General features: G+C 42.5%; 17 protein-coding genes, 1 tRNA gene and 1 pseudogene. 11 read left to right on the top strand and 8 right to left on the bottom strand.

The annotated features are described in order from the left end of the window. Window positions 1-97 precede the first annotated feature (97 nt). The 6 genes and pseudogenes from KO501_RS18345 to KO501_RS11790 all read left to right on the top strand — a co-directional run. Window positions 98-539 (top strand): annotated as a pseudogene (locus KO501_RS18345) (helix-turn-helix domain-containing protein); the annotation flags it as partial. 909 nt (window positions 540-1,448) lie between these two features. Further along, window positions 1,449-4,805, top strand: coding sequence for a glycosyltransferase family A protein (locus tag KO501_RS11810; protein ID WP_216029876.1), 3,357 nt, complete (start codon window positions 1,449-1,451; stop codon window positions 4,803-4,805). A 10-nt stretch (window positions 4,806-4,815) separates the two neighbouring features. After that, complete coding sequence (gene ribA, locus KO501_RS11805) at window positions 4,816-5,889, top strand: GTP cyclohydrolase II RibA (RefSeq protein ID WP_216029875.1); 1,074 nt, start codon at window positions 4,816-4,818, stop codon at window positions 5,887-5,889. Continuing rightward, entirely contained in the window at window positions 5,890-7,326 is a 1,437-nt protein-coding gene (locus KO501_RS11800) for an asparagine synthetase B (RefSeq protein WP_216029874.1), read from the top strand. After that, entirely contained in the window at window positions 7,323-7,991 is a 669-nt protein-coding gene (locus KO501_RS11795; RefSeq protein WP_216029873.1) for an arylamine N-acetyltransferase, read from the top strand. The genes KO501_RS11800 and KO501_RS11795 overlap by 4 nt, the downstream gene beginning before the upstream one ends. Window positions 7,992-8,350: 359 nt before the next feature. Further along, window positions 8,351-9,247 carry a hypothetical protein gene (locus KO501_RS11790; RefSeq protein ID WP_252728379.1) on the top strand — a complete coding sequence of 299 codons (897 nt, stop codon included), beginning with the start codon at window positions 8,351-8,353 and terminating at the stop codon, window positions 9,245-9,247. Window positions 9,248-9,324: 77 nt separating this feature from the next. Here KO501_RS11790 and KO501_RS11785 read toward each other — a convergent pair. From KO501_RS11785 to KO501_RS11770, 4 genes are all read right to left on the bottom strand, one after another. Further along, window positions 9,325-9,401, bottom strand: a tRNA-Val gene (locus KO501_RS11785). A 110-nt stretch (window positions 9,402-9,511) separates the two neighbouring features. Then, entirely contained in the window at window positions 9,512-10,741 is a 1,230-nt protein-coding gene (locus tag KO501_RS11780) for an MFS transporter (RefSeq protein ID WP_216029872.1), read from the bottom strand. Window positions 10,742-11,057: 316 nt separating this feature from the next. Next, window positions 11,058-12,140 (bottom strand): patatin-like phospholipase family protein, encoded by a 1,083-nt coding sequence (locus tag KO501_RS11775; RefSeq protein ID WP_216029871.1) that lies wholly within the window; start codon window positions 12,138-12,140, stop codon window positions 11,058-11,060. Window positions 12,141-12,198: 58 nt separating this feature from the next. Then, window positions 12,199-12,567 carry a VOC family protein gene (locus tag KO501_RS11770; RefSeq protein ID WP_216029870.1) on the bottom strand — a complete coding sequence of 123 codons (369 nt, stop codon included), beginning with the start codon at window positions 12,565-12,567 and terminating at the stop codon, window positions 12,199-12,201. A 391-nt stretch (window positions 12,568-12,958) separates the two neighbouring features. Here KO501_RS11770 and KO501_RS11765 point away from each other — a divergent pair, with 391 nt between their 5' ends. The 5 genes from KO501_RS11765 (at window position 12,959) to KO501_RS11745 (ending at window position 15,912) form a co-directional block, all read left to right on the top strand. Then, window positions 12,959-13,468, top strand: a complete 510-nt coding sequence (locus KO501_RS11765; protein ID WP_216029869.1) for a PTS glucose transporter subunit IIA — start codon at window positions 12,959-12,961, stop codon at window positions 13,466-13,468. 158 nt (window positions 13,469-13,626) lie between these two features. Then, window positions 13,627-13,977, top strand: coding sequence for an ArsC family reductase (locus KO501_RS11760; RefSeq protein ID WP_216029868.1), 351 nt, complete (start codon window positions 13,627-13,629; stop codon window positions 13,975-13,977). After that, a complete protein-coding gene (gene dapE, locus KO501_RS11755; RefSeq protein WP_216029867.1) occupies window positions 13,974-15,101 on the top strand; it encodes a succinyl-diaminopimelate desuccinylase in 1,128 nt (375 codons plus the stop codon). The genes KO501_RS11760 and dapE overlap by 4 nt, the downstream gene beginning before the upstream one ends. After that, complete coding sequence (locus tag KO501_RS11750) at window positions 15,098-15,775, top strand: M15 family metallopeptidase (protein ID WP_216029866.1); 678 nt, start codon at window positions 15,098-15,100, stop codon at window positions 15,773-15,775. The genes dapE and KO501_RS11750 overlap by 4 nt, the downstream gene beginning before the upstream one ends. Continuing rightward, entirely contained in the window at window positions 15,772-15,912 is a 141-nt protein-coding gene (locus KO501_RS11745; protein ID WP_216029865.1) for a DUF2897 family protein, read from the top strand. Before KO501_RS11750 ends, KO501_RS11745 begins: the two co-directional genes overlap by 4 nt. A 20-nt stretch (window positions 15,913-15,932) precedes the next feature. Here KO501_RS11745 and KO501_RS11740 read toward each other — a convergent pair whose 3' ends face one another. From KO501_RS11740 to KO501_RS11725, 4 genes are all read right to left on the bottom strand, one after another. Continuing rightward, window positions 15,933-16,259: a heavy metal-binding domain-containing protein gene (locus tag KO501_RS11740; protein WP_216029864.1), complete on the bottom strand. Its 327-nt coding sequence runs from the start codon at window positions 16,257-16,259 to the stop codon at window positions 15,933-15,935. Further along, window positions 16,256-16,672, bottom strand: coding sequence for an HIT domain-containing protein (locus tag KO501_RS11735; RefSeq protein WP_216029863.1), 417 nt, complete (start codon window positions 16,670-16,672; stop codon window positions 16,256-16,258). Before KO501_RS11735 ends, KO501_RS11740 begins: the two co-directional genes overlap by 4 nt. Further along, complete coding sequence (gene astE, locus KO501_RS11730; RefSeq protein ID WP_216029862.1) at window positions 16,659-17,702, bottom strand: succinylglutamate desuccinylase; 1,044 nt, start codon at window positions 17,700-17,702, stop codon at window positions 16,659-16,661. The genes KO501_RS11735 and astE overlap by 14 nt, the downstream gene beginning before the upstream one ends. A 71-nt stretch (window positions 17,703-17,773) precedes the next feature. Beyond that, window positions 17,774-19,084: a bifunctional diguanylate cyclase/phosphodiesterase gene (locus KO501_RS11725; protein ID WP_216029861.1), complete on the bottom strand. Its 1,311-nt coding sequence runs from the start codon at window positions 19,082-19,084 to the stop codon at window positions 17,774-17,776. Window positions 19,085-19,148 lie beyond the last annotated feature (64 nt).

The following is a 19,148-nucleotide window of genomic DNA, read 5'->3' as shown; positions in this document are numbered from 1 at the left end:
AGCATATCTATAACATTTTAGCTAAAATCGTCGATTGAAAATATTTAGGTGCTTACTTGTGTGGTTCATAGAAATCGTTTCAATATACTATGACTCTATGAATAAAGAAATTAAACAGCGTTTGAAGTGGATTGAGCTTTACGAAGAAACCAATAATGCAGGCCTAGTTTGCCGTCGGTGTGGAATAGAGAGTGGTACAAGCGATACAGAGAGAAAGGCCTAGACGGCCTACAGGACGTTTCTAGACGCCCTCACAACTCCCCATTAATAATCTAATCGAAGAGTGGATTCTCAGCCTCAGAAAAGATGGAAAGCTTGGTGTCAGACGAATTCAAAATGAATTTCTTCGCGAGCATAACTTTCAGCTATCCCTTGCTTCAATTCATAAAGTGCTGACTAAACATGAAGTGAAACCAGTAATTTTTCACCGGAAGAAAAAGGACTTTATTCGATACCAAAGACCTATTCCAGGCGACCGAATTCAGATGGATACATGTAAAATCGCTCCAGGGATTTATCAGTATACTGCTGTTGATGATGTAGTGTAATCGTGTGGCTATATTCTTTATTCAGGCATGTATAATTAACCTATTACTCATCTATCTTATTAGATACACGCCAACCAATAGACCACAAGTATCGACCATTTATTGAACCTGTTGATTTATCTTCCCTTCCTCCTGTCATAAAAGCATTTTTAATTAGTCCTGTAAGATCAATCTATACTGCACCTTCTATATATTGCCGAGTCTGGATATTCATCGATAACCGAGGTGCAGCATTCGATATTTATTATACAACGAGTCTTCACTAGATTAATCATTACAGAGAATAAGTACAGAATTAGATAAGTAAAAAAAGAGTAACTTTTACGAAAAGCAGGAGGCTAGTCAAATAACACTAGAAAAAATACATTATGTTTGCATGTGACTTGAAAATAGAACTTTTGGTTTGTTACGTTAGTGATTAATAACTTGAAACGTCTTAATAGATGGTGCGTCTACCCTGATTCGAACAGGGGATCTCTACCCCATTCTATTTAGCTGTAGTGGTCAAGTAATAATAACCAACGCTAAGCAGTGAACTCGAAAATAAGTCGCGACCCTTTACAAAATGCTTTTGACACAAGTGGACACGCTGCCACCACAATTTATACTAAAGTATATGTTTCCGTAATCGGCCTTTTTATTGCCAAATCGGCACAGATATTTTAACATCCGACCAGCTCTAAGTTCTGCTCTGTGCTCAAATCAGGATTAATAAGGATATTAATTTGACTCATTTGATTTATTTCCCCCTGTAATATCATTCTCCAGTCTAAGTATTAGGTTGCAAACACTCTTGAGTATAAAATAAGGTTTTAAACATCATTCGAGAACTCAATGCTCTCCTTAGTATTCTAGATAACTCACGAAAAACCTCGTTAATAAATAAAGGACTGATAAAGTTTGACGTCACAAATCAAGATAGCAGTAATTGTGGCCACCAAAAATCGTCACATGTTACTGGCTGAACGCTCGCTACCATCAATAGCGCATCAATCTAAGCCTCCCGACTTTCTAATAGTATGTGATGATTCTGATTTAGATATTCGTAGCCTGAATCGAAACTCTATTCAAGACATCGAAATACCGAACTGTAGTGTGACTTATAGAGTAAACACGCGCACTCATGGAGCAAGTGGTTGTTGGAATAGCGCGGTTAAATATCTGGCATCTCAAGTGGACGCTGCAGAAAATGTAATGTTAGCGTTTTTAGATGATGATGACTCATGGCATCCCAGTTATCTTGAAGAGTGCGTGAAAGCAGTACAGTCTTACGAATTAGATATGGTAGCCAGCGGATTGAATCGAATCGAGAGTAACTGTCAGTGCCCTATCCAGATCCTCGCCCCAGCCAGATTAGAAGCCCAGTTGTTTTTAACCGGCAACCCTGGAATTCAAGGCTCTAATCTTTTTCTTCGAATGAGTACTTTCCTACAAAGTGGGGGGTTTGATGAATTTCTAGCTAGCTCTACCGACCGCGATCTTTGTATTCGATTAAGTGAGTTAGGCACCCTACGTTATCAAGCTCTCCCTAGGTTTTTAGTTGATCACTATGCTGAGACCAATAGAATTCGACTAAGCAATAGCGGAGGGAAATCAAAACTTAACGGCCTTTCTTCTTTTTGGAAAAAGTACCAAAGTCGAATGAACACATTAGAGGCCGCAAGTTTCAAACAACGAGCTCATGAACTTTTTGCTTGGAAACCACCAACAAATAAAGTTTCAGAAAATTGTTGTCCTGATAATAAAGCTATTGTTCTATGTTGTTCAACTTCAGTGACCAGGGAATTACTCAATAAGATTGTCGCATTTTTCCATTTTTTCCGAACAAGCGATCTTGTAGGCTTAGATGTTGTTTTCCACATTGAACCTAACAACAGATTCTACGAGAACTTAGCAAACACTTTGAGAAACTTGGGACTTGGGTGCTTTCCAGTCAAGGAATTTGAGCTCCTAGAAAGCTACGCCGTCAATGTTTCAGAACTTCGACCAGGCAGTACTATTTGGGTAATAGATAGCCTTGCAGAATCTCACTTAGAGCTTTTTAACGATTCAGAATCATATCTGACCTGTAACGGCGCAAAAATGGTCAATCCAGCAAAGTGCCCAGAAACGATGCTTTCACGAGGCGAATTAGAAAAGCTCAAAGAAGAAGTTTACGCTCATCGATTAGTTTCTGCAGAACACCGAGTTAACCACCATTTCAATACAAAAGACTTACGTTTACTAGGTTCTGGTTCAGAAGCTATTGTATTTACGGATGACACAATCGTTTACAAATGCATCGATTATTGGAAAACGCGCACCCCGGAAGCGCAGTTCGAATTCTTACGTGATTGTGGCGCCAAATGGAGAAATATTCCTGGTATATATCCACTCAAACACGTCATTAGGGACGGTGCTTGGGTTCTCTTAACATATCCATTTGAAGAAAGCTCTCCCTATAACGGTGGTTTCGAAAAGCGCTTGATCGAACTCATTAACGGTTGTACCCGCGCAGGTATTGTCTGCAACAACATCCACCCTAAAAACCTGATAACAACAGAAACAGAAGTTAAGCTTATCGATTATGGGTCGGATATTCGCCCATGGAATGAATTAGGGTTCGAGCATATGGCTAGGCGGGCATATTTATCATGTCACCACGCGCATCGCGACGATTTAAAGCAGCTCATGCGCAAATCTCTTACTCATTTAGCCATGCCTGAGTTGGCTGGTTTTGAAACTTTTCGTGCGAAGCTAGACTACCCTATTAACCGCTGCCAGCTCGTCGAAACGACACTAGAAAAAGCACCTAATCATCAAGCTTTCAAACTTGTAGTAGGCGTCATTTCTACCGACCCACTGACGCTCATGCCGCTACTTAATAGTCTAAGAGTTTTACACGACCATCCAAGCATAACTTCATTATCAGTTTTTGTTTTGTGCAATGGCTGTACCGTAACTGATTTTATCAAATTGAGAGATGAATCATTTGGTGATCTGTTAACAGTTAATTTTATTTCAGAAGAAGTCCAGCTTGCCGATGCAAAATCAGGGCTATTTGGTTCAAAAATTCAAAGCCGACCTTCAGGTCAAGTGGGTATAGCATTTGCTCGAACAATGCTGCAACGTTACATCGGTGGCGAACTTGTAAAAACTTCGGGCACGATAGGCTGGTTACTTGATGACGATATGCGCATTGATGAGCGAGCCCGCAAATACATTGGATGGTTACCTGCGTTCCGCGAGCAACGCATAGATGTTCTTTTCGGCGCTTATGAGGGTTCGTCCCCTAACCCACCATTGAACGGTTTGAGAGTTCAACTGATGGATTTAGTGCACAACGCAGCTTGGTTAGCGAAACTACCAGATGATGCGTTATTGCCCGACCGAACTGAAAAAAATAAAGCAATTCGTAACACGTTCCCAGACTATTATTATGACCTTTCTCGAAAGCATAGCACTCATTTAGAAACACCTCTTTGGCTTGAGCCTAGTTATCCATTTGAAACTGTCAAAGAAGCTAAAAATCGATTATTCGCAGGCGCTTTGGGTATTCTTGATGGTACTCCATTGACTCGTTCAATTATCGCTGCTCCATGTCGAAATCCAATTAATGAAGCAAAGGATTCTGTAAATAGAGGGGGCTGTACATTTATTCTCAACCCCCAAGCACTTTTAAAAACTCCTAATTTATCCGCATTATTAAATGGTAAAGAGGTACGCCGTTCAGACATGATATGGGCAATCATTAATAAGCATTATCAAAGGATGACGCTTAAGTCAGTTGCGTTTCCTGTGCACCATGTCGGTCGAAGTTATTCAAAAAAAACAATAAATTCAGAAAAAGTACAATGTGAAATAGTTGGCTCTGCACTCTATGCCGGGCTCGTCGAATTTTTAGGTGAAAACTCTGAACACAGAATGAAGTTTTCAACAGATGAAGTGGCAGATATCTATTCGCGTTCAATGAATCATATGGACACTAGAATACTGCTTTTGGAGCAGAGTTTTTACCGTATTTCGGGATTGGCAAAAGCGATTAAAAACGGCCCTTTTTACAAAGAATTAAAAGCTTTAACAGATTGTCTCGAGCAGGAATTTGCACTAAAAGCCTTTGAAAAAATAAAACTCGAAATTAAAAACGTAGATAAGAATGAAATATCCCGCTTTTTAAAACAGATGACAAGTTTAAGCGACGCCTACGCTACATCAATAAATCAAGGGAAAACGTGTAAAAGTCAAAGCTCTAAAATCTGTGAGAGCAATGAAGTATAGGAGAAGTATTGTGAAACTAAAAATTGATAATTGGTGCACTCTTCCTACGCCAATGGGCAAATTCCGAATGTATGATAGTTCCGACGAAAATTACAGTGTGATCTGTATGGGTGATATCTCTGCTCAGGGAGAATGGCCACTCTTTCGAGTACACTCTTCGTGCCGTGCGTCTGAAGTATTCGGCGCTTTAGATTGTGACTGCGCTGATCAACTGACAGAAACAATGAAAAACATTGCCTCAGAAGGACGTGGAATTGTTGTTTATCAGCTGCAAGAAGGCCGTGGGCATGGCTTATCGGTAAAGATAAATGCTGTTCGAACGATGGAAGATAAACAAGTCGATACTGCAGAAGCTTTTGAACTCCTTGGTATTGAGCAAGACGTTCGTAGCTATGCGGAAGCGGTGTCTGTTTTAAAACAACTGGACATTGAAAAAGTGCGGTTGGTATCAAACAACCCTCGTAAACACCAATTCTTGAATGATCATGGTATCCAAACCTCGGTTGTGCACACAAACCCAAATATTCGGCCTGAAAACAAGGAATACTTGCATACAAAGAATGACAAGTTAGGTCATAATTTGCCTCTCGAATCAGAAAGTAATAATGATAAACCTGTTCACTTTTATCACTCTGATCAACCGTGGGGAGAACTATCAAACTTTTCGAGACATTCAGTTTTCATCGACAGTATCATCTGGCCTACGACAGAGCATTATTATCAAGCACAGAAGTTTGAATCCCACCAGCTTAAGGAACAGATTAGATGTGCTGCTAGCCCAATGTTAGCCAAATCTATAGCTCATCAACATCTAGAAAAATATGGACGAACCGATTGGATTAACGTTCGAGAGCGTTTCATGCTGAGAGCTTTACGGGCAAAATTCACACAACACCCCGATCTGGCAGCCAAGCTTCAAGACACAGGACACCGCTTGCTTATTGAATTGACAGATAACGATGAATATTGGGGCGATCCTGGGGATGGTTCTGGCCAAAACCGTCTTGGTCAACTCTTAATGCAGGTAAGAGCGGAACTTAAAAATGAAAGCGCTGTTCCAACCGCCTTGGCAGAAGTTAAATAAATGTGCGGCCTAGTAGTATTAGCGGGCAAACAAGCCGAAATATTGATCCCGGAATGCATCGAACGAATCAAACATCGTGGACCTGACGAACTAGTTGTATTGACAGAGAATGAGTTCGCTATCGGATTTCGGCGCCTTGCTATTAATGGTACCGCTGATAACGGCCGGCAGCCTTTTGAGCATAAAGGCTGGTTAGGGGGTATAAACGGTGAGATCTATAATTTCAGTGATTTGGCATATCGATATCAACTAAAAAGTCACGAATGCGATACTAGTGTTGTTTTACCGCTTTATTTGCAACTAAAAGAAAACGTGATTGAAGAATTAGATGGCTTTTATTCTGCTGTTTTAATCGAGCCCGACAGAATCCACGCCATTTGCCTTCGCGACGCTATGGGGAAGAAACCTCTTTATGTTGGAAGTTCCCAAGGCGAGATATTCATATCCAGTGAATTAAAAGCATTTAAGTCAATTGACTGGTTTGAGGCGATACCCAAAGGTGTTGCGAAAATTTGTTTGAAAACTGGTGCAGTGACATTAGTTAAAAGCTTTAGCAGTTTTCAAAGTACCTTGTGTATCAAGCAAGCTTTAATTGAAAGCGTTCGCAAACGACTGCCAAATCATAAACAAGCGGTAGCAATCTTCTTAAGCGGCGGGTTAGATAGCTCACTAATTGCAAGCATTGCATCGAAGCTTCGAGACAATATCGTTTACTTTACGCTTGGTAATGCCGACGGAGACGATTTAAGTGCTGCTCATATTGTTACACAATATTTAGGGCTGAAAAACGTAGTTGAAATTCCTCTTCCTATGATTGCCGAACTACCTAGCCTCATCAATCAGGTTGTTTACGCTACTGAAAGTTACAATCCCTCAGTAATAAGCAATGGTTTAGCTACTTTTCTTTTAGCAAAGGCTGCAAACCAAGTTGGTATTAAAGTAGCACTCACCGGCGAAGGCGCTGACGAGCTTTTTGGTGGGTACCATAGTTTTTCTGAAGTTGAACCCTGGAAAGCAACAAGAGACCAATTAATAAGAGATATGACATTCACTGAGCTACGTCGACTTGATATGGCATGTATGGCCAACAGTGTTGAGCCTCGATGCCCATTTTTGGATAGAGAAGTTAAAGCTTTAAGTGATACGTTGTGCTATGACGAGCTATACAGCAACGGAGTGAACAAAGCCACATTAAGAACGATATTTGACGACTTTCTTCCCTCTAACATTTTGCTTAGGAAAAAGGTCTCGTGTGACGTAGGCTCAGGTATCAGGGGAATGGTGGTTAATTATTTAAAACGTAATGGCCGTAGAGAGAGAGATGAGCTTCTCGATATTTGGAAGCAGCATTTTCAGTTTGACCACTCCGATGACTATTTTCATTCGTATCCTGTTTTCGACTCAGCAATCAATGCTAGAGGAAAAAGACACCGATGATTAGCGAGATCCAACAGCTTATGTATGAGCATTTCGCTACCACTCCATTTCATAACTTGGATTTACTATACGGTCGCCCATGTCAGGGACAGGTTCCCGGGGGTACTTGTTCAGATAAAACACTCGCCTTTCTCACTGATTTGAAAAAGCTTAATGTGAATGCTCAACTTCACAGCGCGTTCATTGGTGGACAAGAAGTTCATCGTTTGGTCCGTATTGATTTTGAAGGACGAGTATTTTTCGCAGACGTGGGAAACGGCTGGCCTGCACTAAACCTATTCCCAGCAGGTGAAAGCGTTTCTTTCAAATGCTTTGGTATGAAATATCGCTCTGTTGTTACGGAAAATTGGGTTCGCGTATTTCACCGAAGGCAAGGTAAGGAAAGCCTTCAGATGGAAATAAACGTCACACCTAAACCTGAAGCTGAAATTTACGAGCAAATAAATTCTCGCTACACGTCCGGTATTGAATACCCATTTTCAAAAAGCCTTCGTTTTTCGCAAATAGTTGGAAACGCGTTTTTGTTTTTAAGAGGCAATTGTTTGGAGCGATACTCTGTGCACAGTTTCTCTTCAATAGAGCTAAGTGAGAGAGATATTCCCGCCGCTATAAATAGTGAATTCGGTTTCGATGTAGAAAACTATTTTTCTACACGAAATTTATAACGATGATTTATTTTCCGCTTTCAATACATATTCCATTTCAATGTGAATAGCGATTCTGGAATCGCTGTTCAAGTTCACTGTACTGAACTTCCACCAATTACATTAACCCAGCCATTTCGATAACATTTGTTCATTATTTTACATTTATCTGCGAGCTTCTCCGCTGTTGCGCTACAGCTACTTTATATCCAATCGTTCCTTTTTCTTAAACCGACCATCTTTTACACAGGCATAAAGCAATTGAGCCATCAGTTTCGGAAGAAAGGTTCAAGCTTTTTGTTTACAGAGCCAAAATTTTTTAAAAAATAGCTTCAAAACTTAACACACTGTTATGGAATTTAACTGAACGGAGTAATTCCATGACATCTTATGAATCTAATAGTAGGCAAGTTGAAGTACAAGGTCAGGTCTACGATAGCTTGTCCGCAGCAGCCAGAGCCTTTGGATTAAATAGCGATAAAGTGCTCGAGCGAATCCGCTGCGGATGGAACATCTATGAAGCGCTTGAAATTGTTGAACGAAAAGTACCATCTTTAAACTATCAAATCCGTATTGAGGAATTCGCGGCCCAAGAGAAAATTAAACCCGTTAGTGTAGGAAAACGCCTTTCCTTAAGACGAAGACGCATTAGAGAGTGGCTTAACCTGCTGGGCCACTCCCCTACTCGTCATAGCAATGCCTTAATTGTCATAGATTCAGAAGGGCGTACTTTTAGCAGCTTAAAAGAAACTGCTGCCAAAAAAGGCATGCATCGCTCAACATTAAAAAACGGCGGCTTAAAGCTTGTAAAAGTGAAGAAATACCCCTTTGAATCGGAAATGTCTATTTCCGCCGAATCCATTTTACTTTTGTGCGCTCATCCAAATTTACGGTTAAAAGACGACTTATTCTCTTCTTATAGCCATTACCTCCTTTTAGATGATCAAGTTCTTCTGCATTTGTTCTTCCGAAACACTGGGGGTAATGAGTTTATTGCATTTGCATCGATTGACGGCGTCACGCTATTTAGTGTTAACTGCTCGGCAAACGGCTACGGCAGACTCTCAAACAGCATATTATTTCGCAACGCCACCTCGTTAAAAGCTAATGAAAAAACAGCATTGCATTATTTTAGACAGCAAAAGAACAAGGGAATAGAATCGCAACTTGGTCACGAGTGGTCACGAATTGTGACCAAGCTGACAGAATTCATCTTTTTTACAAGAGAAAAACGAAAAGAAACAGTAATTCTAAAGAAACTGTATAAAACCGATTAATTCAATGCTGTCAGTGAGTTAGGAAACTAAAATACTTTTAAAATGACGCTGGAAAAAACTTTTGGAAGAATAATAGATGGTGCGTCTACCCTGATTCGAACAGGGGACCTCTACCATGTCAAGGTAGCGCTCTAACCAACTGAGCTATAGACGCATTTAGAAGTGCCGCCACCACCACGATTGCGGTGAACGGCGCGTATAATAACGGGGCGCTATAACAGGTGCAAGTTATTTTTAGCTCTTTGCTTGCTAACTGCTGTTGTTTTATACACTTTCCCGTGCTGGCGCTTCTGCGGAAGCGGTGCTTGCGCGAAGCCCCCGTTGTTGTCGCATTTGTACGGCACTTAGTGCCCACATAACAAAGCCACCGGAAAACAGCAAAGCGGCGGTATAACCGGTTTCGTTAAAACTCGCCCCGGTAGATAACAAGGCACCGCCCACCCAAGGCCCAATAGCATTGGCGGTATTAAACGCACACTGCACAAGTGCTCCTAACATGGCATGACCTGTGGCCGACACATCTAGCAGCATAGACTGTATTACCGATGCCAACCCCACACTTGCGCCCAAGCAGAACACACTGACATAAAGCCAATAAATATTAAACGCCGCATACACATACATCACCGAAACAACAATGCTGCACAACAGCGCAATCCCTGTGGTGGCAAGCGGAAAGTGATCAGCCAGTTTACCACACACTAAATTTCCGATAGTCGTGCCTATACCAAACATCATCATCGCAATAGAAATGGTAAATACTGGCGTTTCGGTTACGTTAATAATGGTGTCGGCCAAGTAAGTGTAAATACAAAACACACCACCAAAACCGATGAAAATAATGCCAGAGATAGACCATACTAATTTATTTTTCAGCACACTAAATTCTTCAGCCAATCGTGTGGGCTTTAAGATGGGGCAACTCGGTACCACAAAATAAATTAAAAACACCGTAATAAAGGCAAGCATGGCAACAACGCCCATACAGGCACGCCAGCTCATACTTTGTCCTAACAATGTCGCTAAAGGTACGCCCACAATAGTGGCCACGGTTAACCCTGCAAAAACCTTCGACATATAACTGGCGCGCTGGCCTTTAGGTGCCATATCTGATGCGATCAGCAAAGCGGTGGCAAAATACGCACCATGAGGCAAGCCACTTAATACTCGATAAAACACCAGTTCAGGTAGGGAACTGGCAATAGCACTTAGACTATTGCCAATGAAGATCATACTGGCAAACAAAATAAGGGACGTTCTACGATTGGCTTTGTTAGTCAGGATCATAAAAAGTGGCGCGCCAATTACCACGCCAATGGCATATCCGCTGATGACATTTCCAGCCATAGAAGGGGTAATAAAATAGCTTTCAGCGATCAATGGCAACATAGACATAGACGCAAATTCGGTTAGCCCCAACGTAAATGTACCCAGCGCCATCACCATAATGGGCCAAAAATAGGATGAGTGTTCCACGGTGTGTTTTACCGACATAATACCTTCTTTACAACATGAAAAAATAAGCTGTACATGACCTGCTTACCCTTTCGGGTTAGAGCAGGAAAGCGAGTTTGTTCAATTAGTGATGTAGGGATGCGTAAAGCGTACGCCTTTATTAGACGAAAATGGCGAGGACATGAAAGTGCCACGCACTATGGTGCAATACAGAATATTCTTATTATTATTTTGTGAATCTAATTTGAACTAGACATTATACAAGGAAGCGCACGTCAAAAACATCCGCTAAACACGCAAATTATGGCGCTTATCAGGTTTTATTTACAATACGCCTAGCCTGTGTTCCTTATTATCAATCTGCTTTCACTGCAAATGGCAGTGGTTTTATACAGTCCATAATACGGCCCGATTGGGTTATTTCCATAAAATACTCCCCCAACCTATCAGTTTCTTGTAATACCTTGTTCCAGTACTGTATTCGCGTCTTCGCCGGCAGTTTTTCAAAGTCTTTTCTGTCAGGTATTTTGCCATAAGGCAAGCTGGCAACAAATGACGCAGAAGGCACTAACATAACCACGTTATGGTAGCTACTGGCATGAGGAACACGCCGCTTAAACCCTTTATCAAACCACCCAGGAATGGGCTTAGGTACGAAATGGGGATATAACACCAACCCTTCATTTGGACCAAAAGACAGATCAAAGTGATAATCGATAATACCGCCATCACGATACATGCCTTGCGGTGCAGCAATGATTTTTTCCACCCCTTCTAAGACCAAAGGGATCGCGCCTGACGCCAATAGCGCATCATTGACATTCGCATATCCAAGCTCAGTGGTTTCTGTCTTTAGTTGGTAAGGATCATGAATAGTTAATTGGCTGCCTGGAGCAGAAAATACGTGACGTGTATACAACACGCTGAGTTTTTTACGTCCCACGGCATTTAAAGCAGCACTGGCGGCTAACCCACGCATCTGGGTGATACGCCCCCGGCTTGCCATAGGGCCATGACACCTTGCAGCAATAATGTGCGCCTTAAAACGTTCGTTAGTGATCACATCCATAGGCCCTTGAGCGCCCATGACATGATGAAGCAATTCCCGCGCTTTTAAGGTAATTTCATTGGCCGTAGGTTTTTCAGAATACACGGTGTTGGCGTAGCGTTCGGCAAGGCGATTTATGGCAGCGTAAGGATCTTGCTGCACCATACAGGCCGCGCGAAAAGCCCCCGCAGATGTGCCAATAATTTGAATCTGTCCACCTCGGTGGTAAAACCATTCTGGAAATAAAACACGGTCTAGCCCAGCTAAAACAAACCACTTGGGGCCACCGGATGCGCCAAGAAAGTAATTAAATAAAAGCGGATGAAAGCCATGTTTTTTTAACGTCGCTAGCGCACCTGGGCCAGCATACACATCAAGAGGCGCAGCCAATAGTGAGTCCCTTATTACCAATAACAACCCGATAATCTACCAGCGCACCACCTAGTTGTCACTTCTGCTCACTGTATAAAGCAAACGTTGCCCTTGAAGGGTCTTTAATATACACAAAGCGGGCAGCACCATGATGCCGTACCTCGGTGATGGCTTCTCCCCCTTGCGCTATGGCTGTTTCAAGGGCGTGATTAAAATCGGCGGTGGTAAAATACGGTGTCCATCCAGTCGGCACATCATTATTTGCACCTTTGCGATGGCAAATTCCTCCCATCACATTTCCTTTACTATCTTTCATAATAAAATCGCTGTAACCGTCCATTGCAACATCAACTTTTGTCCATCCTAGAACGTGTTGATAAAAATCGCTTATGGCTATGGCATCGTCTACTGTCAGATCTCGCCAACCGTCATTTGGATCGCTCATATTTAATCCCTACTCTATTACGCTGTGTCAAGGGTTCAAAGGCGAAGAAATTTCGCTTTTCCAGCCTATTTTTTCTTTATAACAGTAGACAACTTCTGTGGAAAATGCTTGTGAAAAGATAAATGTTATCCACTGACCATTGTTTAACCAATTAATTAAATACTTTGTTTTCAGTAACTTGCAATACTCACACACACTACTCAACAAACTTATCCACAGATAAAGTGGATAACACGAGATTTTCTGTGCGCAAACTGTATAACCACAACCAAGTTGGTTCCGTTACTCTTTTTGCTTTACTATTAAGGTTAGCGTTAACACAGTTACGCGCCATCTGATAGCAATTTTTTGATGAGGGTTTTCATCACAAGGTGGTTTTAGCATAATTAAAATGGGTCAATTACCGTTGTTCTTTACTACTTCACCACCCGATGAATTTAAGCAATACCATGGCTTAGCTGCGCCGATCACTGCGCAGCCACTTTCTCTTGAGGCGGTAACGTCTTTGGTTATTAGCCAACAAATTTGGGGGCCAACGGTTCCCTTTCATTATTCAGGACATACCCTTTACGCCCCAGCGGCTTGCCGAGTAGAGACTCTTCCTGAACGGGGCTACGAAGTCCGTTTGCGTACCGTGTTTGGCTTGAAAATACTGATTACCCTGTCGCTACACACGCACCACTTAATGGGCGAAAAATGTGAACGGCTATGTAAACCCGGCGATGAGCTGGCTAAAGGTGACGCCATTATGCATATACACCCACTGTGGCTGAAACAACAAGGTATGCAAACCACCGGCGCTATCGCATTAATGAATGGACATCAGTGCCAAGGTTTAACCTTAAGCACGAATAAACATTGGCTGGCCCAAGATGATGACGTTATTGGTGTTTATGTGTAATTGCCCTTATCGTGTTTGCCATCTTAGTTATAAGTAAAAAACACGGTGTAGACACTAACACGCTGTAATTTAGGGATATCACTTTTCCACAGTTGCACTGGGCGACAGTCTTCCTTTAGACTCTGTGATAATATTACAGATAGCGGCAACGTGTATTTATGACAACAACATTATTTGGTATCAGCAATTGCGATACGATAAAAAAAGCCAAAAAATGGCTAGAACAACATGATATTGATTACGCTTTTCATGACTATAGAAAACAAGGTCTTGATGCCAATTGGCTGGCTGAAACAGAATCTCACCTCGGTTGGGAAAATCTACTCAACAAGCGCGGCACCACTTATCGTCAGTTACCCGAGGAAGATAAACAGTCTTTGAATAAAGAAACGGCTCTGGCACTATTACTGGCCCATCCGGCAATGATTAAACGCCCGGTTTTACATTACAACAATCAGTATTTCTTAGGGTTTAAAGCCGAACAATATAAGGACATTTTTGCCCTATGACACAGGTAGTAGATGTAGCAAAAAATCTCATTAATCGTCGTTCAGTCACGCCTGAAGACGCGGGCTGTCAAACCTACATGAAAGAATGGTTAGATGAATCTGGCTTTGACCACGAAACCCTGGTTTTTGAAGATACCACCAATTTGTGGTCTCGCCGAGGCACCGAAGCACCGCTATTTTGTTTTGCCGGTCATACCGATGTTGTCCCTAGTGGCCCTGAAGACGCGTGGGTATCTCCTCCTTTTGAAGCCACAGAAAAAGACGGCTATTTATATGGTCGCGGTGCCGCCGACATGAAAGGCAGTTTGGCGGCTATGCTTGTTGCCACACGTAAATTTGTTGCCGATTATCCCAATCATCGTGGCAGCATTGCTTACCTTATTACCAGCGATGAAGAAGGCCCATTCATTAATGGCACCACTCGGGTTATTGATACCCTTGAAGAGCGCAATGAAAAAATAGACTGGTGTATTGTGGGAGAACCCTCTTCCACCACGCTGGTGGGCGATGTGGTAAAAAATGGGCGTCGGGGTTCATTAACCGGTGATTTAACCGTGAACGGGATCCAAGGCCATGTTGCCTACCCTCACTTGGCGAAAAACCCGGTGCACGATGTTGCCCCAGCCCTTAGTGAATTAAGTCAGGCGCACTGGGATCATGGCAATGAGTTTTTCCCTCCCACCAGCTTTCAGATATCGAATATTCACGCTGGCACTGGGGCGGGCAATGTTATTCCCGGCGCGTGTCACGTCTGCTTCAATTTCCGGTTTTCCACAGAAGTCACCGACCAAAAATTGATTCAAAAGGTTAACCATATACTCGATGGCCATCAGTTAGATTATCATATTGATTGGACCTTCAATGGTCAGCCTTTCTTGACCGATTCTGGCGCCCTGGTAGAAGCGACCCAACACGCTATTTTAGAGGTAACAGGAAGAAACACCGAACTGTCTACTGCCGGCGGTACATCCGACGGACGCTTTATCGCCCCTACCGGCGCTCAGGTCATAGAGCTTGGCCCAGTTAATGCCACTATTCATAAAGTGAACGAGTGCGTGTTGATGGACGATTTGGTTGAACTGGCAGATATTTACTACAGCATTATGGTTAAACTGCTGGCATGAGTAAACACGACGCATGGTTAGGTATCGACAATCCCTATTTGTGTGAAGTGGGACCCTCTTTTCTTATCCATAAAGAGGTAAAACCCGCTTGGCAAGCCCTGCAAAGCGCAGCACACAACGACGGTATCGATTGCCAACTGATTAGTAGCTATCGGGATTTTCATCGTCAACTTGCCATCTGGAATCGTAAGTGGCGTGGCGATGCAACCCTGTTCGATACTGACGGTGAAATTATTGAGCACAGTCAATTAAGCGATAACGAGAAAATCGACGCTATACTTACCTGGTCGGCACTTCCTGGCGGCAGTCGGCATCATTGGGGCACGGATATCGATGTGTACGATAAGCGTTCGGTTGATAACTGGTCGCAAAATTTCGACCTAGTGGATGCCGAATACCGTGAAAATGGCCCCTGCTACGCCCTAGCCTGTTGGCTTGATAAAAACTTGCATGAGTTTGGTTTTGCACGACCTTTTATGGAAAATAAAGGGGGTGTTGCGGTTGAACTTTGGCATCTTACTCACTCACAATGTGCCAGCGAATTTGAACACGCCCGTAATATCGAACAGCTCGAAAGGGTGTTATCTGAAGCGGATATGGAAGGGAAAGCGGCGGTGCTTTCTCGACTAGATGAGTTATATCATCGTTATGTGTTAAACGAGGGAATAGTATGAGTACCGGCTGGCTTATAGTGATCATCATTCTTGCCGTCGGCTTTATTGCTGGCAACGTACTGTTACTGAAATCCTCGTCACGCTTTAAAGTACCAAAAGGCTTTAAACCTAAAAAATGGGATGACGACGAAGATTAATCCCGTCGTCGTTTGTGATTTTATGCGTCAATGATCTTAACCGCAGTGCCAGCAATACTCACCATTAGCATGCTGCCTTTCTCACCAATTACCTGATAATCAATGTCGATGCCTACCACGGCATTGGCCCCCATAGTTCGAGCTTCTTGTTCAAGCTCAGAGAATGCCAACTTCCGTGCTTTAGTCAATTCGCCTTCATAAGCCCCAGAACGCCCACCCACAATATCCCGAATAGAAGCAAACAAATCTTTAAACATGTTCGCTCCCATCACGGCTTCGCCAATCACAATACCGTGGTACTGGGTGATGTTTTTTCCCTCGATAGTGGGAGTCGTAGTTAAAATCATGATTTCTCCTGTACCAAAAAAGCATTTCTAATTGTAGTTAGTCGCGTTTCAAGGGCATCTTTTGTGTAAGGTACTGCCGGCTGCTTGCCCCAAATAGGGGCCGGCCAGGCTACATCATTTTCAAATCTCGCTACATGATGTATGTGCAGTTGTCGGACAATATTACCGATTGCCGCCACGTTAAGCTTATGGGGCTCAAAAACACGGGTTAACACATCACAGGTAAGCGAAGATTCAGCCCAATAGGTGACCATTTGCTGTGAATTAAGATCCGTAAGTTCAACCGCATCCTTTATTCGAGGAACCAAAATCAACCACGGAAACTGACTGTCATTGGCCAGTAAAACACGACAAAGATCGAGATCTTGCACAAGCACACAGTCATTTTGTAATCGAGGATCAAGACTGAACATCAATATCTCCTACTTGTACGGGAAGTACGGTTAACAAAGCTCGCTGTCCTAAAGCCACATTAGCGTTAGGGAAGACGATGGCTTCACCATCTCGCTGAGCCTCGTAACGGGCTCCGGTCTCAGAGGCTAGACAAAACCCCTTAGGAAAATCAGTAAAATTAGGTATGTCATCGGCAAAATGAAGGGCAAAATCTTCGCAGTTCTTATTTATAACCTGATTAATTTTATATAAGGTCACATCACTAATATCGTCATCTACCGCCAGCGTACGCTGACTAATAAGCTGCTTTAATGTGTCGCGAACCTCGGCAAAATTGGCCATATCATTTTGACCAAAGGCTTGCACTTTTCCTAATTCAACGGTAAATCCATGGGCCTGGTAGTAGTAAGACGAATAATAACTGAAGGTGGTGGTGGGTGACGCGGATAACAGTACGGTTTGTACGCCACACGCTTTAAGTATCGCCAGTTGCCGACCACTGTAGGATTTACCATGTAAATACGGATAGACCGCGAACTTCTCATTTTTAGATTCGCGAATTGCTGTATGTAGATCGTAATGTAAGCGCTCGGCCTGTGCTGGCGCATTATCAAAAAAGTCAGCGACGGCTTTTTTTAATTCTTTAGCCCGTTGTTGTTCTTTGTTTTGGGTTGGCGCATCGGCAGAATAAGGAGCACCAAAAAGCCGGTTCATATTCTCTTCTACAAAGCGCTCGGCGATGGCCATGGCGTCTAAATTACCAAACAAAAACATCACAGGGTGAGCCGGTATAAACCCACCTAACAATATTTGTTTTACTAAATCATCACATATTTCGATAGGAGCGGTTTCATTGCCATGAATACCACTTGATAGCACGATAAATTGATGACGCTGTGAAACATCTGGGGGATAGAAGTGAATAATTCCGGGCCCCACAACTTTCACTTTCACCCCCGACGGTAAAATAAATTCGTCAGCGGTTACATTGTCAGGAGAAAACCGTGAAAGGTTGAGGAAATCACCATAAGCAAGCAATCGGCTTCGCATTGTTATCCTGTTCTATTTCGCAAAAATAAGAGTTTATCCTTTGGTTTAAGAAAAACCAACCAAGGGCTGTCTTATATCAACTTACGCCGTAAAGGCGAGTCGCCCACGATAATGTCCGACGCAGCGAGTTGTATAAACCCTTGCAATGGTAAAGCGCGAGAAAACAGATAGCCCTGCCCTACCTTAATACCAATGTCTCTTAAAATATGCAGTTGTTCGATGGTTTCGATACCTTCAGCGATAACTTCACACTGCTTTGCTTCACCGATCATCATAGCGGCCTGAATAATGGCTTTATTCACATTATTCGTTGTAAGTTCCATCACGAAAGTCTTATCCACTTTCAAAGAATGAATTTCTAACGCGCGAATATAGGCAAGATTAGAATATCCTTTACCAAAATCATCCACCGCAATGTTAACCCCCAAAGAGCTTAATTCACTTAACTGTTTTTTCACCAACAGTGAATTTGATAAGGCCACATCTTCGGTTAATTCCAGTTCAAACCGAGAAAGAGACAAATTATATTTATCACGGAGAAACTGTAGCGTGGGGATCAGCTTACTGTCATAAAGTTGGGTAGGCGAAATGTTTACTGATAGGGAAACGTTCATTCCCTGCCTGTCCATTCGAATCATGTTGATAAAGGCTTGCTCGAATGTCCAATAAGCCAGTTCGTTCATCATATTGTAAGACTCTGCAGCCTCAATTAATGGACCGGGGAACAACACGCCTTCGGTGGGATGATTCCAGCGTAATAAACATTCTGCCCCCACAATCTTAAGGGTTTGCAAATCGATTTGAGGCTGGTAGTAAAGCTCTAATTCATTTTCTAAAAGTGCCCGTTTCAGATCGGCTTTTAACGCAAGGTTATGCCCGGTTTCGGCTTTATCTGCCATCGAGATAATATGAAAATTTTGATATTTATTTTCTTTAGCTAGCTTCAGGGCCGCTTCTGCCCGAGAAACAAAAGCCGTTAAATCAAATGATGATGTAGCGCCACATACTGCTCCCACGTTGAAATCAGCAATAAATGCATGGTTATCTAGATGGAGGGGTGTTTTGAAGTGTTCAACAAGATAATCAAAGTGATCCTGAAGGTCTTGGGTTTGAGTGATGTTGGGAAATACAATACCAAACACATCACCACTAATACGGCCAAAATACGCCCCATCATCAAACAAAAGAATAATACGGTTGGCCACTTCCAGCAAAAAACGGTCAGCAACCCGAATACCCAGGCTGGTAGTAACATCTGAAAACCGCACAATATCGACCAACATAAGAGCAAAATGATCAAACTCATTTGCACTCTTATCAATAGAATCAATAAAGGCGTACCGATTGGGAATTGTGGCCAAGCTTTGATGCAGGCGAGTCATTACTTCAACTTAAAAACGCGTTATACAAATTAAATCGATAGTGTTATAGAAACACGTTGTCTGA

It is taken from the genome of Alteromonas sp. C1M14 (genome assembly GCF_018860965.1).
GTDB lineage: Bacteria > Pseudomonadota > Gammaproteobacteria > Enterobacterales > Alteromonadaceae > Alteromonas.
The sequence above is the reverse complement of the archived record's forward strand: the minus strand, read 5'-3'. Positions and strand labels throughout refer to the sequence as shown.